This is a genomic window from Rossellomorea sp. y25, from assembly GCF_038049935.1.
Lineage (GTDB): Bacteria > Bacillota > Bacilli > Bacillales > Bacillaceae_B > Rossellomorea.
The window spans coordinates 4,095,918-4,112,137 of record NZ_CP145886.1 but is presented as its reverse complement, the minus strand read 5'-3'; the positions used below and the strand labels follow the sequence as shown (position 1 = coordinate 4,112,137).

At 41.9% G+C, this 16,220-nt stretch carries 11 protein-coding genes; 9 read left to right on the top strand and 2 right to left on the bottom strand.

The genetic code is table 11. The features are described from left to right. The first annotated feature begins 134 nt into the window (after positions 1-134). Positions 135-1,244 (top strand): LCP family protein, encoded by a 1,110-nt coding sequence (locus tag AAEM60_RS20665; RefSeq protein WP_341357002.1) that lies wholly within the window; start codon positions 135-137, stop codon positions 1,242-1,244. A 961-nt stretch (positions 1,245-2,205) separates the two neighbouring features. On the opposite strand, the gene AAEM60_RS20660 is transcribed toward AAEM60_RS20665, so the two are convergent. After that, positions 2,206-3,639, bottom strand: coding sequence for an oligosaccharide flippase family protein (locus tag AAEM60_RS20660; protein ID WP_341357001.1), 1,434 nt, complete (start codon positions 3,637-3,639; stop codon positions 2,206-2,208). Positions 3,640-3,868: 229 nt separating this feature from the next. Between AAEM60_RS20660 and AAEM60_RS20655 the strand changes: the two genes are divergently transcribed. The 7 genes from AAEM60_RS20655 (at position 3,869) to AAEM60_RS20625 (ending at position 13,737) form a co-directional block, all read left to right on the top strand. Next, positions 3,869-4,966 (top strand): glycosyltransferase, encoded by a 1,098-nt coding sequence (locus AAEM60_RS20655; protein ID WP_299742906.1) that lies wholly within the window; start codon positions 3,869-3,871, stop codon positions 4,964-4,966. A gap of 202 nt (positions 4,967-5,168) precedes the next feature. Beyond that, the gene (locus tag AAEM60_RS20650; protein ID WP_299742908.1) at positions 5,169-7,229 is read left to right on the top strand and encodes a cell wall-binding repeat-containing protein; all 2,061 of its coding nucleotides are present in this window, start codon (positions 5,169-5,171) and stop codon (positions 7,227-7,229) included. A gap of 12 nt (positions 7,230-7,241) precedes the next feature. After that, positions 7,242-8,051, top strand: a complete 810-nt coding sequence (locus AAEM60_RS20645; protein WP_299742911.1) for a hypothetical protein — start codon at positions 7,242-7,244, stop codon at positions 8,049-8,051. A gap of 62 nt (positions 8,052-8,113) precedes the next feature. Beyond that, complete coding sequence (locus AAEM60_RS20640; protein WP_299742914.1) at positions 8,114-10,375, top strand: SpoIID/LytB domain-containing protein; 2,262 nt, start codon at positions 8,114-8,116, stop codon at positions 10,373-10,375. A 603-nt stretch (positions 10,376-10,978) separates the two neighbouring features. Continuing rightward, positions 10,979-11,332, top strand: a complete 354-nt coding sequence (locus AAEM60_RS20635; protein WP_299742917.1) for a hypothetical protein — start codon at positions 10,979-10,981, stop codon at positions 11,330-11,332. A gap of 57 nt (positions 11,333-11,389) precedes the next feature. After that, positions 11,390-12,763: an O-antigen ligase family protein gene (locus tag AAEM60_RS20630; RefSeq protein ID WP_299742920.1), complete on the top strand. Its 1,374-nt coding sequence runs from the start codon at positions 11,390-11,392 to the stop codon at positions 12,761-12,763. 5 nt (positions 12,764-12,768) lie between these two features. Continuing rightward, the gene (locus AAEM60_RS20625; RefSeq protein ID WP_299742923.1) at positions 12,769-13,737 is read left to right on the top strand and encodes a hypothetical protein; all 969 of its coding nucleotides are present in this window, start codon (positions 12,769-12,771) and stop codon (positions 13,735-13,737) included. Positions 13,738-14,223: 486 nt separating this feature from the next. Here the strand turns inward: AAEM60_RS20625 and AAEM60_RS20620 are convergent, their stop codons facing one another. Beyond that, positions 14,224-15,024 carry a glycosyltransferase family 2 protein gene (locus AAEM60_RS20620; protein WP_299742926.1) on the bottom strand — a complete coding sequence of 267 codons (801 nt, stop codon included), beginning with the start codon at positions 15,022-15,024 and terminating at the stop codon, positions 14,224-14,226. Positions 15,025-15,341: 317 nt separating this feature from the next. On the opposite strand from AAEM60_RS20620, the gene galU reads away from it, so the two are divergent. Beyond that, the gene (gene galU / locus AAEM60_RS20615) at positions 15,342-16,214 is read left to right on the top strand and encodes a UTP--glucose-1-phosphate uridylyltransferase GalU (RefSeq protein ID WP_299742929.1); all 873 of its coding nucleotides are present in this window, start codon (positions 15,342-15,344) and stop codon (positions 16,212-16,214) included. The last annotated feature ends 6 nt before the right edge of the window (positions 16,215-16,220 follow it).

Below are 16,220 nucleotides of genomic sequence, written 5' to 3'. Positions count from 1 at the left end.
ATCAAAGGTAGAGTCTTTTTTTGATAGGATTATTAAACAGAGATTACATTTATGTAAGATTCTATTTTTTTAATCTATTTCATGATAAAATTATTCTTCGTATTGATCTTCGATTTGAAAGGTGAAAAACATACATGAATACTCGAAATGACTATAGACAGCGGATGAGAAGAAGGAAGAGATTCTTCCGGATTTTTCTTGCACTTTCTTTCTTGGGATTAAGCATTGGAACGGCGTATTTTCTCTACCAGTATCAAACTGGAAAAATGAATGCCGGTAAAACCCAGGCGGCATCTGAAGAAATTCCTGAATTCAATGGTAAAAAAGATGAGCACGGAAAAGTGAATATTCTACTTCTCGGATCCGATACAAGGGGAGAGGAAAAATCCCGTACGGATACGATCATGATTGCCCAATACGATCCCGAAAAAGGTGAGGCCAGATTGGTTTCATTAATGAGAGATATGTATGTAGACGTTCCGGAATACGGAAAGTATAAATTGAATACTTCCTATTTTCTTGGTGGACCTGAACTCCTTCGTCAAACGTTAAAAGAGAACTTTGATATAGATGTCCAATATTATGCGTTAATGGACTTTAAAGGATTCCAGAAGGTTGTGGACGCACTGGCACCAGATGGAATTGAAATGAATGTAGAAAAAGAAATGTCCACAAACATTAATGTGACACTGGAACCCGGCTTGCAAAAATTGAACGGTAAGGAATTATTGGGCTATGCCCGTTTCCGCCATGACGCAGAGGGAGACTTCGGCCGCGTCAAGCGCCAGCAGGAAGTCATCAATGCCCTGAAAGACGAAATGCTGTCATTAAACGGAGTATCCAAGATCCCTAAACTGATGGGGACAGTCTCACCCTACATCGAAACGAATATCGGGTCCATGGACCGCATCAGTCTTGCAAAAGAATTTGTCCTGAATCCGGTCGATAAGATCGAAACCATGAGATTACCCATCGACAATTCGTTCGAAAATGCCCGATATGAAGGCGCGGGTGCCGTGTTAGACGTAGACCTCGATGCGAATACCGAAGCGTTAAAAGACTTTTTGAATGGTGAAGAACCTAAGTCATATGCGGAATATGTAGAGGAAGAAACGTTGAGTGACGATGCCGTGGTCGAGGATTCGACTGGTGTTGAGGATAACGGCAGTTATGATGAAACAGAGGACGCAGGTGTCTATGAGGAATCGTCTGAAATCGAGGATTCAAGTAGTTATGAGGAATAGAATGATAGATCGAACCCATGGAGTGAAGTGATGCTCTGTGGGTTTTTTGTTGTTGTGAAATGGCTGGGTTGGAGCTTGGTGCGGGTATCGGTAAGGGAAATTCGACAAGGAGGATCAATTAATGGAAATGCGGATCGAATAATCATATCGAGGATTGAAAAAACCAAAACCGGTTCAATTATCATGAATCGGGATCAATCCCCTCCCTATCAGGATCGATTCCCCCGCGACGACCACTCCTCATCCTATATTCAACCCCTGGATCGGCCAGCTAGCCACTTAAATGGCACATTCTCAGCTGAAAAAGGATAATCTTAAAGAGAAACCCTTCCAAAAGTGAAGAAATATTATCAAACGTTCACCGATTGAAAGAAGAATCTGAAGTGCGGAAGTTACGCTTTTTCAGCTACTGTTTGTCTGCCTGTTGGCGGGGGAGTGAGCTTGAGCCGGATGGGTATAAAGTGTACCAATTTAAAGAAAATTCGACACGGAGGATCAATTAATGGAAATGCGGATCGAATAATCATATCGAGGATTGAAAAAACCAAAACCGGTTCAATTATCATGAATCGGGATCAATCCCCTCCCTATCAGGATCGATTCCCCCGCGACGACCACTCCTCATCCTATATTCAACCCCTGGATCGGCCAGCATGCCAATCAAATGGCACATTCCCAGCTAAAAAAGGACAATCTTAAGCCAAAAACATTCCAGGAGTGAATGAAAACTGCAAAAACGGTCGCTATTCTATAGATGGTCTGCCTGTTGGCGGGGTCTCTAGCTTTAAATTGCTTTGATATCCGTGTACCAGGTACAACAGCCCCGAAGTGTACCAAGTACAACAACCCCGAAATGTACCAGGTACAAACAACCCCCAATTGGACCAGGTACAAAAACAAACCACCCAATCCACCTCCCCAATACCAAACACCAAACCCAAAAATAAAAAAATCCCCCCAATCACTGAGGAGATTTCTTCAATCGTCGCATCACAAGCTGACGTATTCCATTAATATTCAGAGCCAATACTACAGACCCATAAGCAATAATTCCGACTGCAATTTGTACAATAAATCCGAAGATGCCGTCAATGGCAAGGGCCGGCCATACAAGAAGCGCCATGACACCGGTCGCGATAAAGATCTTTCCGACTTCTTTGAACGGGAAGGTGAGCGGGAAAATCTTCTTGCCGATTAAGGCACTCATCAGAACCGATACGACATAGGAAATGATGGTTGCGTAAGCCGATCCGAATATTCCGTACTCCGGGATTAGGAGTAAGTTCAGGATCACATTCAGTATAGCAGCGACCAGCACAGGCCAGATCTGAAGCTTCGTATTTTTCCCGAGCTGGAAGGCCAGATCGAAATAATACATTTTAAAGCCTTGGATAAAGATCGCGAGGGCAATCAGTGAAAAGATCGTCGCTGCCTTCCCTTGATAGGATTCCCCCAGGAAGATCCCAGTAAAGGAGTCGCTTAACAAGATCATTCCCGTTGTCGCCGGTACCGATACAAGTAATAGCAGGGACGTGTTTTCATTCAATTGTTTCTGGCATTCTTTGATCCCGCCTGTTTCAAGTGCTTTGACCACTAATGGATAAGCGGCCAGATTGATGATCATCATCAGGAGAAACAGGATTTGTTTGGCCAGGTCGTATGAAACGGCATAGATCCCGACAGATGCCTTGTCCATTAACCAGCCAATCAAGTAACGGTCCGTATTCAGGATGATGGCTTCCATTGAAAGGGCCGCAATGAACGGAATGGAATACTTCACGACTTCTTTTATCATGTCACGATCGATCAACTTCATATTGATCAAATGCAGATACTTCGGAATAAAGAAGACGATGGATAAGAAGATTCCGATGATCAACCCAAGGATGATTCCTTCTGCACCGAATCCGAAGAATTTAATCAGGACAACAGCTACGATAAGGGACAATACCACTTTTAAGGCTGTCACTACACCAAAAAGTTTAGACGAAAGCTCAGAACGTAAGTATTCAGTGAACAGGTCGAACATACTTTGCATGGTGAGTAATCCAATACCCAGGAACCATAAGAGAGCCATCGAATGGAAAGGAGTATAGACAATGAAAGCTCCGGTACCCAGGAAGACCGTCAAGATCGTCATGGATATAAAGGTTGCCGTGATGGAGCTGATGAACATGGCTTTCTGGTTGCCTTCGTATTTAGGATTGTAGCGAAGCAGTCCCAGTCGGAGCCAGTGGAATAAGGTTGTATTCACAAAGGTGACCGCCGCAATGACCAGGGCGTATTCACCGTATTCACTTGGCGATAAAAGGCGTGTATATAAGGCGATCGCAACAAAATTGATGATCCCCGGGACACCTTTTGATAGAAAATAAATGAACGTATGTTTAAACATGAAAATACCTCTCTGTTGATCCATTTTATTAACAAAATTTATATAGTTTTTACAAATAAATTCAATTTAACCGCTTTTTATATTATGATAAGAAGTATCAAATCAATTAGTATATTATATCACAAACGATATTGTTGAATATATTTCTTTTGTCAGGCTGTTCATAACAAGTATGTTAACCGGCATAGCAGCAAGTCAGTAGTAAAAAAGAGAGTGTGGTACCCGAGTTATGAAAGTTTTATTATTAGCACCAGCGAATAATGTACATACGAAGAAATGGCTTGATTACTATAATTCGATTGGTATCGAGGTCATGAATATTAGCTTAGAGAACCACAAAGACTCTACTGAACACATCCCTTGGGAGAATGTAAGCAGAGTCTATTTAAATCTGAAATTGAATCACAAGATTTCTTATTTATTTACGGTTTCCAGATTGAAGAAAATCATTCGAAACTATAAACCTGATCTGATCCATTCCCATTATGCTTCGAGCTACGGGCTGATCGGGGCGCTGACAGGATTCAGTCCTTATATTCTATCGGTATGGGGATCGGATATCTACGACTTCCCTAAGCGGAATGTGATGAATCGGATCATCCTCCAATACGCATTAAAGAGGGCAGATTATATTTGTTCGACCAGTCCTGCACTGGAACAGGAAACAAAAAAATATATAGATGAAAATAAGCCATTGGCCATCACCCCATTCGGTGTGGATACGACACAATTCAAACCGAACCTGACGGAAAAGGTCGAAGGTCAATTCAGAATCGGGATTGCTAAAGGGATGGAGCCGAAGTATGGGATAGAGTATCTCCTGAAGGGATTTAAACTATTTCTGGATACCCTGGGACCTGAGCGCCAGTACGTTCGCCTGCAACTGGCAGGGGACGGACCTTATATGACGAAATATATGAAACTGACAGAAGACCTGGGCATTAATGAGAATGTAGATTTTTTAGGAAGAATCGCTCATGAGGATGTTCCTGATTTTATCTCGTCTCTTCATATATTTGTCATTTCTTCCTTGATTGAAAGCTTCGGGGTTTCAGCTGTAGAGGCCCAGGCTTGTGGTGTACCGGTTGTGGCAACCAATGTCGGCGGTCTGCCGGAAGTCGTGCTGGACGGGGAAACAGGCTATCTGATCCCATCTAAAGATCCGGCAGCACTGGCCGACAAACTACTATATCTCTATAAGGATTCCTTAGAACGAGAGAAGTTGGGGAGAAACGGCAGGGACCACGTCATCAATCATTACGATTGGGAAGAGAATTCTAAGAGAATGATTGATCTTTATAATAAAATAGTAAAAGGTGAGAGATAAACGTCGCTATTTTCAAGAAGCTGCGTTTTTCCAAACCTATAAATATCAAAGACACTCAAAGATCCTGTTAAAGGAGAATGGAGTGTCTTTTTTTATAATTATGTAAAAGTTTACGAAAACATGTCAAAAGTATGTCAACTGTTGTCGATATTAATGGTAGAATAAAGGAAAATTTTAATATAATGGAGGAGAATGCAGAATAATGAAGAAAAAGATTGCGATGCTTGTTGTGACAATGGCTATGTTTCTAGTCATACCGATTCTGGCATCGGCTGAGAAGAATGTAGTCATTGACCCAGGTCACGGAGGTTGGGATTCAGGTACAACAGGATATTCTGGGAGTTCAACTGGTTTTTATGAAAAGCATGCCAATCTGGCAATCTCTGAAAAATTACGGGATAAGCTAAAAGCAGCGGGATTCAACGTGTATATGACTCATAATGATGGTACAAAGTATTTGAGTCTTCAAGAACGTACAGATCTAGCGAATGCATTTGCCAAAGGAAAGAATGATCAAACAGTATTTGTCTCGGTCCATCACAATGCGGCACCTACAAACCCGTATGTACGAGGATTCGAATCGTATCACTATGATAATAAATATGCCTGGGAAGCGGAATATCCGCCGGATCCCATTCAGGTAGCGTATGGAAGTGAATCCAAGAGATTAGCAGAAACGATTCACCCGAGTACGGTGAATGCCATCGGCCTGACAGACAAAGGTATGAGAAATGATCAGGCGTTTTATGTGATCCGTAACACGCAAATGCCATCACTCTTATTGGAGATGGGGTATATGTCGAATCCGACAGAAGAAGCCCTGATCAAAACATGGACATTCCAAAATAATGCCGCAGAGGGTATCAAGAACGGAATCGTTTCCTATTTCAAAGTGTTTGAAGTGTATAACGCAGAGAATAAGAGACTTAAAGTCTATAAGACGAAAGAGGAAGCCATTCAATATTCCAAGTCTCAATCCAATACATATGTATTCGATAAATACCAGCAGAAAAAAGTGTACGAGAATCTGAATGAATACAGTGTCTATCAAAAAGGGAATGACAAGCTTAAAACATACCCGATCAAGGAAGACGCGATCCAATATGCAGGAACTCTGACGAATACCAGAGTAGTGGATGAACACACTGAAAAAATCCTTTGGTCTAATTATTTACCCAAAAAATACAGTGTTCAAACAGAAGCAGGAAAAAGTTTATGGTCGTATTACGATGTCAAGAGTGCAATCGATTACGCTAAATGGAAGGCAACACCATTAAAAGTGGTTGATATTGATTCCAAAGGAGTCATTTGGTCGAGTATCGATGGAGTTAAGATCAATCGTTACATTAACGATACAAACCTGATCGGCCTCGATCGAATGGAAACGGCGATCAAGGTTTCTAAAGACCTTTATCCTAGCGGTTTCTCAAGCTCCAAAGCGAAAAAAGCCGTCGTACTCGCAACGGCATATGACTTCGCAGACGCACTTTCAGTCGGGCCTCTGGCAGCTCAACTGGATAACGCTCCTATTCTATTAACCAGTAAGGACCAGCTTCCTTCAGAAGTAGAAAATGAGCTTGCGAGATTGAACGCGAAAGAAGTATACGTGATCGGTGGTAAAGGAGCCGTTTCAACTGCGGTTCAAGATCGATTGGCGAAGCTTGGACTGACCGTTACTAGAGTCGGTGGAGCTGACCGCTATGCTACGAATCTTCTTATTAATAAAAAGCTGACGAATGTAAAAGGCGTGTTCGTGGCATCAGGCAAAAATTACGCCGACGCCCTTGGAGCAGCACCGATTGCTTCAGCCAATCAATGGGCGATTGTGCTGACAGGTAAAGATAGCATCAATTCTAGCGCTCTATCGTATGTAAAAGGAAAGCAAGTGAAGGTCCTCGGTGGGGGAAGTGCCATTTCATCAACGGTTGAACAATCGATCAAACGCTATTCAACCAATGTGGAAAGACTCTCCGGAGCGGACCGTTATAAAACACTTGCAAAAGTACTGACAGAATTTAAATCAGTGATGGGCTCGGACAAATTCATCGTTTCCACGGGAACGAATTACCCGGATGCTTTAACCGCATCAGCCCTATCTGTTAAAACAAAGGCGCCAATCGTATTGGTAGGCGGCACATTAGATGGTCACTTAGAAGATTTCATTCTCGAGTATCAGCCTGCCGGTGGCGTAAAAGAAGTCATTAAAGTTGGCGGGAAAGTTGATGACGCCATCATTGCAAAAATGAAGAATGTCTTGTATTAAGGAGGACAACCCGTGTTGAACAGTCGTAAAAATATCTTTCTAGTCTCTCTGCTCATCTTGTCTATGACTGTCTTTACTGCATGTAATGCTTCCTCTCCAAGTGAGAAAACAACGAAGGAAGAACCGGATACAGCCGAAAGCGAAACGTCCAATGAAGATACTTCTGTAAATGAAGAGTCGGATAACCAGGAAGAAGTAGAGGAAGTGGAAGCAGAGGAGCCGTCCGAAGGCTCTGAAGAAGTAACATCCGAAGAAGACACATCTGAAGAAAATAATGAAACGACGGAAAAAGAAAAAGAAGAAGTGAACCTGTTACTCCAACAGCTGAAGCCTGAAAAAAACATGGTTAAAACGTTTGAAAACAAGGATTTCAGCTTGACGGAAACGGTAGTCGATCACAATGAAACGCATGTTCAGCGTGTATTCAAAGTGGGAGAGATGGTCACTCTTCAAATCCTTAAATGGGATCAGGATGCCATTCAAGTCGTGTATGAAGAAAGTAATCCGAAGAACGTGAAAGAAAGCATTTTGGACAGCTTTTCTCCGGATAAAGAAGCAAAACCACTGGCCGACATCAAGCATAAAGGAAAAGGTGACACAACCCGATGGGAAATCATCAGTGAAGATGAAACGGTCGAAGTTCCTTACGACACGTACGAAAATGTCGTCGCGGTTCGAAGCACGGTGAAGAATGGAAAGGTGAATACCATCAATACCATGTACTATGCTCCCGGGATCGGCATGATCAAAGAAGTATATGAAGAAACCGGGGATAACGGATATAAAATCGAATCCGTTTTGACAAAAGTAGAAGAGCTATAAAATCCTGAAGGTGTTCCGTTTTGGAACGCCTTCATCAATACATACTGCAAGGAGGAAAAACATTGAAGAAGAAGTTACTATCTATGCTGGTTCTTTCCACAATGGTTACGGGAATGATGGCAGCACCGATTGATACAAGTGCAGCGGGTGAGCCTATTTCTGTAAAACTTCAAAATTATATCGGAAGTAAGAGTTCACTTCCTTTTACGACAAACGGTGATTACCAAGTGAAGGGAACGTCGATCTTCATCCAGCCGGGTGCATCCTACACCATGAAGGTGGAATCAGGGAAACTATCTCTATATAAAGGTTCCACACTCGTGAAGAAGTTCGATGGGAACGCTACGATCATCCCGACGATTACAGAAGCGATGGATCGTTCCATGACAATCAAAGGAAATGTTGACAAGCAATATTTAGGAGAAGTCGAGTTTACCGTTGAATCCAGTAAATATGTGAGACCTGTGAACAATATCAATCTCGAAGACTACTTAAAAGGCGTGGTCCCTGCTGAAATGCCTGCTTCCTGGGGCGATAACGGCGGACTGGATGCTTTGAAGGCTCAAGCTGTCGCAGCCAGAACCTTTGTATTGAAAAAAGGGAACTGGACGATTTATGATGGCCAAAGTGATCAAGTCTATAAAGGGTACGATTGGAACCCTCATACTACGCAAGCGGTCAATGAAACTCAAGGTGAAGTTCTGAAAAAAGGCGACAGCTATGCGGAAGCATTTTATTCTTCATCAAATGGGGGAAGAGTATTCTCGAATCAAAATGTTTGGGGATCCCCATTAGTTCCTTACTTGGAGACGAAGCCGGACATCTATGATGCGAAAATCTCACCACACGGAAATTGGGCAGTCCCACTCTCCAAATCTCAATTCGATGATAGCAAGCTGGATCTAAAGAAACCGGAATTCTGGTGGTCGGACGTGAAGGAACAAGATCAAACGGTCATTTCGAACATGAAATCATGGTTGAAAAATAAAAACCATATTGATGATAAAAGTGAAATTAAAATCGTCGATATAAAGGATGTCTCTTTTGATATCCCGGATTCATCTTTCACTTCAACAGATGTGTTGAAAGGAACCGTATCGTTCACTTATTTTGAGAAAAAAGATAGTGGATTTGTGAAAAATGAAGACGAAACCATCAAACTGCAAACCAAAACGATTAACGATCGCTCTTATAACATTCGCTTTATGCTGGGGACATCAATCATGAAGAGTCCTTATGTGAAGAGTCTTGGCGAGACGGATGAGCGATTTACAATCAACGGCGGCGGTTTCGGCCACGGAATCGGGATGAGCCAATACGGTGCTTACCAGATGTCGAAAGACGGAAACAACTTCAGAACGATCCTTGGCTACTACTATCCAACAACAAGCGTGAATAGAGAATTGGACTTAAACGACTATTCTCATGAGCTTGAAGGGATCGACCGCTATGAAACAAGCGTCAGTGTATCAGAGTATGGCTGGGAAAATAAATCGAAGGCAGTAGTCATCGGCCGCGGCGATTTATCGATCGATGCGTTAACAGGAAGTGTACTGGCGAAGAAAATGGATTCACCGTTATTATTAACCACATCCAATTCACTCCCAGAAACAGTACTGGCTGAAATCAAGCGACTTCAGCCTGAAAAAGTCTACTTACTTGGTGGTACGAATGCCATCAGCGGCAATGTAGAGAGTCAGCTGAAAGGCTTATCTGATGTTACCCGCATCAGCGGAAAAGAGCGTTACGAGACGGCAGTGAAGGTGGCAGACGAAATCAACAACAATGATGAAATCTTTGTTGTGACAAAAGACGAGAAATCCCCAGATGCCCTGTCGATTGCTTCATATGCGAGCATGATGCAAATCCCGATTCTGTATACGACAAAGGATTCCCTTCATGAGAGCGTTGAAGCATACATGAAAGAGAATAGTATTAATAAAGTAACGATCATTGGTGGTCAGTCTGCTGTTTCTTCAGGAGTAGAACGCCAATTAATGAATCTTGCTTCAGACGTGTCAAGGGTATACGGGGATGACCGTTACCAAACAAGTCTGACGATTGCAGAGAAATACAGCAGTGAGTTTGAAGAAAAGACATTATTCTTCGCACGGGGAGACATTTTCATCGATGCCCTGCCTGCGTCTTCATTGGCAGCAGCGATGAAATCCCCATTAATCCTGACGCGTAAGGATGCCTTACCGGATAATGTGGCAACATGGCTGGATGAGCGTACGGTCCTGGCCGATACGTACTTCTTAGGCGGTAAAGGGGCCATTTCAGCATCTGTTCGTCAAGATATCCAACAGGCTTTAGCAAATTAATATGAATCATGAAGCTGCCATTCTTAGGGATGGCAGTTTTTTTATGGACAAACTTCCGATCTTCGGGTTGTGACGATGGATTGATCTTATTTTTTCACTTCTGGAAGGTTTTTGGCATCAGATAGTCTCTTTATAGCTGGGAGGGTGGTTTTAGACTGGATTGAAAGCCGATTCGAGTGGTGAATCGATGACTTGAAGCGGTCTTCGCGGGATAATTAATCCTCGGGTCGAATTTTCTTTAAATGCACACTCAATTTGCCCATCCAATACAAGCTCCCACCCCCGCCAACAGGCAGTTAACGAGTAGCTGAAAAAGCGTAACTTTCCCTCATATAGATCAATCTTCCAAAATTATGACTATAAAACATGTTTGTAACACATATTTAACATAACGGAATCATAGAGAATCTGCGTCATTTTTCAGTATTGACAGGGGTGACAAAGCGTATAGGGGCAGGGAACAAAGCATTTTCAAATGGTTGGTTTTCATGTATAATTTTTTATTGTTGTTTGATTATCAAGACTTAACAGGGTGCGTCCCTTTTTACATAGGAAACAAGGAATTCGAAAGAGACGATGGTCCTCATAGGAAAGGAGTTTGTAATGAAAAGACAGTTTGCCGTTCTACTAATTTTGATCACTTTATTCTTAAGCGGCTGCGGTGATCAGCCATTGAAATTCAGAAACCTTCTGGAAGCTGATCAATACATTCGCAATAATATTGAAAACACGGATTGGGATACCTTTAAATATATGCTGAGTCCTGACAACACAGTGACAGAAACGGACTTCAACTATCTTAAAGAGAAACTGACATCTCAGCGTAAAAGTTATTTTCATACCGAAGCTGTCAATAAATTCTATCGTTTTAATAAAGAAAATGAATTGGTTTATATGACGGAATGGGAGAAGAAGGACGGAATTCTTCTACTGAAAGATATAGACTATATTCAATAAGGCTCTTATGAAACAAATAAGCCTTCCATAAACTATAAAGACAATGAGGAGTTTAGTATGAATTTTTCCACACTCATGAACAAGTATGAGCCGAGGGTGAAACAGATCATCTTGATATTAGTGGCCGGATATTTGTTCTTCGCCCAGTTCTCTACTCAAGCTAAATACATCAAGCTTCTCCCCGTACCCGTTCCTGCGGTGCTGACATTGGGAGTTGGCTCATTATTATTCCTGTATTACGTACTCAATCGAAAACGTTTAACGCAAACCTCAGAGTTTGATAAATACTTGAAACGCTTCCTGATTCTTTTCCTTATCTCATTGGCACTGGCTATTCTTTCTGCTTTTTATACGGCTACGGTATTGAATAGCGTAGAGTATATGAGCTACTTGAAAAGCTCGATGATCACGCGACTTGCCTATTATCTCAGCTTTTTCATGTTTGTGTACTTCGGCTACCGTTTGCTTGTGAATGAGCCAAAGGATAATGCAAGCATCATCAAAGTCTACCCGTTGTCGATATTGTTATTAGTGGCTGTAGCCTTTTGGCAGCTTGCCTATTTCATGTTCAACATTCCATTCCTTAATCTAAACACCCGTTCCTTTGTTCATAGTGTGGAAGGAGTGACACTGTTCGATTTTCGGATCACTTCATTCACCAATGAACCAAGCTATATGGGACCGTTCTTGATTGATTTGATTATCCTGGCATTCCTGTTTGTAAAACGGAAATGGGTGTATGCGGTCGCCGTACTTATTCCGACGCTATTCATCCTGGCCTTTACATTTTCCGTGAGCGCCTATTTCAATCTGGTACTGGTGATCGGCTTCTTAATGGTTTACTTAATGTTCCATCCAAAATTCCCGAAGAAAATCCTGTGGATGATTCCGTTGGTTGGGATCATCGGGATTGCAGGTCTTTATTTGGTGAATCCGGATCTACTGGCCAAATTCTTCTCTCCGATTTGGGGAAGAAGAGATAACCTTTTCGATCCGACACAATCAAGCCGGATTTATATGTACGTCATGCCATTCCAGTGGCTGTTCGATCATTCCATCATATCGGGACTATTTGGATATGGACCGGGAGCTTATGAGTTCCTGGCGGGGACCAAGATTGTACCTCATACCCAGATGAGCCTGGCCATCTCGGCAAACAATATGTTTATCGATGTGCTATTTGAGCAAGGTGTCATCGGACTCCTTCTTTTACTGACAGGATTAATTTCCATCGCCGTATTCCTATTGAAGAACGGCATGAAGAACATGTACTACTTCATTGCATTAGTCGAGTACTTTCACCTGATGGTCACATCCTTATACAGAGCGGATTATGTCACACCACGATTCTGGGCAGTTCTATTAGTTATCGCCGTGCTAGTGAAAATCGGTGAAATGAAACACAAAGATAAGCTAAATGTAACGGAGTGATACAGTTGAGTTCATACAAAATCTTTCTTTCATATCTGATCTTTGTGGTTCTTTTGTTTGGCATTATTGTTGGCGTGAAAACAAAAGAGGTGCAAAAAAGTGAATATAAATCGGTCGGAAACGAATATTCACTCCTGAATTTCGGCTTAGGAGAAAGGTATCAGGAAGTATTTAAGGTCATGAAAGATCCCGAATCCAAGGATAAAGTACTGGATGATTCAGAACAGAAGCTTCGCGTTCACTTCACTGGCGGAGAAGCAGACTACCTGATCACATCCAATAAAAAGTTCAAGATTTCTGACACGATCAATGTAGGAGATAACCTCCAAAAGGTCATTGACAACAACTTAGAGCTGGACATGTTTGAATACAAAGCAGATGAAAATGCGACCACATCGTATGTGTATATGATCATCAAGAAACAGAGCGTTGTGTTCGAAGTAGAAGAGGGCAAGATTACAAAAATATTACTGGCTCAAGAAGAAATTCCGATTGTCGAATTAATAAGTGCATTAAATGAAGAGCTGGCAACGGAAGAGTTCCTGGAGCTAACGGACGAAGAGCTTCTCGAAAAGTCCGGTACGCTGAGCTTCCGGATCGATTACGAGAAGAACAACAGAAAAGTCCTATCCGATGAATTCCTGCAATACGTGGACGCAGGCCTCTTACCAGAAACGCCTCTTCCAATCGGATATTCGGAAAAGAATCTGTTCCGTAAATATGGAGATCCTGTTTACATCTTTGAAGGGCAAGGCGAAGTTGAATTCTACTACTACTACAAAGAGTTCAACTCCTTTGTTGGATTAAACGAAGATAAGCGACTTGTGGAAATCAAGTTCCCGGTAAACATTCCCGCAGCGGAATTCGAAAAGATCCATGGCGATCTCGAAAATGAGCTCGATCTCGAACAAAATGAGCTGAAATTAACAAAAGAAAATGACATGATTACAGAAGTCATTTTAAAAGAGAAGTGATTACTTGAGGTGCACCCATTGGAGATGGGTGCACCTTTTTTATTCTGCATTGGGCACATGATGTGCAAACGATATCTGTAGATGGAGACGGTACGGTTGGTACCTGCGGGATAAAGAAAATTCGACACGGAGGATCAATTCATTGAAATGAGGATCAATAAATCAATTTCAGGATTGAAAAAGCCAATCGAGGATTAATGATCGATGATCAGGATCAATTTCCTCCAAAACAGGACCGAATTATCCTGCGAAGGTAACCCAACTCCACAGATTACATCCTCAAATCGGCCTGCAACCTACCCAAACAGCACATTCCCACCCAAATATGGACAATCTAAAAGAAATCCCCATCCAAAACAAACAGAAATCGATTCCCTATAAACCAAAACCGCCATCAGTTCACAATTTAAATCTACGACATACCAAAAAAACGGCAGGCGCCCACAACCGGGCACCTGCCGCAACTCGAATCATAACGATCAAACACTACTTCTTCTCATACCTGAAAATCTCTCTAAACGCTTTACCGTAATAGCTGAATGGCTCATCTAAATGACGATACTTTTTCAACGTAAAAAGGGTCAATAGAACCACCGCTGTAGGGGTATTGTACATCCTCTTAAACAAAGGACCTTTTCCGATAAACGATTTTTCATATAAACGGGTCTGCATCTCAGGCTTCTCATGATTCACGACAACCTTCGGATAATAGCTGATGGACTTATGGTTTCTGGCTAAATCGAATAAGAAGACATTCTCTTCACCAGATGGATAAATCGCACCCAAGCCGAACTTCTCGTCGAATCGAATCAGGGAGGGCTCGATATTCGCCGTTTGAATAAAGATTTCAATAGAAGACTTCTTCAACAGCTTACCGGTTGTAACCTGTTTCTGCTCTTCTTCGTCATATTCTTTATAGTAAACGCCCTTGATCGGATCATAGATTTGGAAGCATGCGACATCGGTCTCGAGATTCTCGTTGAAATAATCCACAACAAGCTGGAACGAGTCGTCATTATACCAGCAGTCGTCATCCGAAAACGTCAGAATGCTGCCACTCGCATGCTCAATACCAACGTTCCGGGCAAGTGACAACCCTTTGCGGTCAATTTCAATATGATTGTATTTAAAGTTAACATCTTTTAAAACGGATGTAATATAATTGTGATTGTCTTGTGATACAATAATGACTTCGAAGTCTTTGTATGATTGATTATTAAGACTTTCAAACAATCGTTTCAATTCCTCTGGCTTCGTTCCAAGAGTTGGTACGATTACACTAATCATTTTCTTCATCCTCACATCTGAAATTACTCGCTATATTATAGCACAATAAACCTGTGAGATTAAGAAATCAACAACATATGGTATAATACTCGTGAAAATTAATGATTTTGGCTCATCGATTGAAACGAACGTTTCAATCGCTTTCAGCGCAGCTGAAAGTACGCCCTGTGGAAACAAAACGAAAGAGCAAAGAAATTTGCTCAGGCGTTTTGTCTCCACAGGGCGTAAATGAGCCAAAATCTGCAGACACTATTAAAAAGACTTCGAATCAGTAGAATAAGAACAAATGATTTACACAAAACTAAGAGGTGAGTTCTTTGAGAGTAAAAAAAGCGATTATCCCGGCTGCGGGTTTAGGTACGAGATTCTTACCAGCAACAAAGGCACAGCCGAAAGAAATGTTACCAATTGTAGATAAACCTACAATCCAATATATTATCGAAGAAGCGGTGAATTCCGGGATAGAGGATATCCTGATCGTCACAGGCCGTGGAAAACGTGCCATCGAAGACCATTTTGACAAGTCTTTAGAGCTTGAAGAAATGCTTGCAATGAAAGAAAAATATGATGAGCTCGAGCAAATCAAACAAATCTCTCATCTGGCGGACATTCACTACATTCGTCAAAAAGAGCCTAAAGGACTCGGACATGCCATCTGGTGTGCAAGAAAATTCATCGGGAACGATCCTTTCGCAGTCCTTCTTGGAGACGACATCGTCATCTCTGAGAAACCTTGTCTTAAACAACTGATCGATGAATTCGAAGAGAAAGAATCAAGCATCATCGGCGTACAGGAAGTTCCTGACGAGGACGTATCCAAATATGGTGTCATCGACGTGGAAGACCCTGCGAACGATGGTCCACTTTTCAAAGTCAAAGGACTGGTAGAAAAGCCGAAATTAGAGGATGCTCCTTCCAACATGGCTATCATGGGGCGCTATGTTCTAACTCCGGATGTCCTTGATATTCTAGGAAACCTTGAGCCTGGTCAAGGAAATGAAATTCAATTGACAGACGCTCTTCAAGAATTAAATACGAAGCAAAATGTTTACGGATATTCTTTTAATGGTAAAAGATATGATATTGGAAACAAATACGGCTTTGTTCAAGCAACAGTAGAGTTTGCTTTAATGAGAGATGACCTTAAAGGTCCATTGAAAAGCTGGTTAAAAGACATCATTTCAGAATGAACAAGG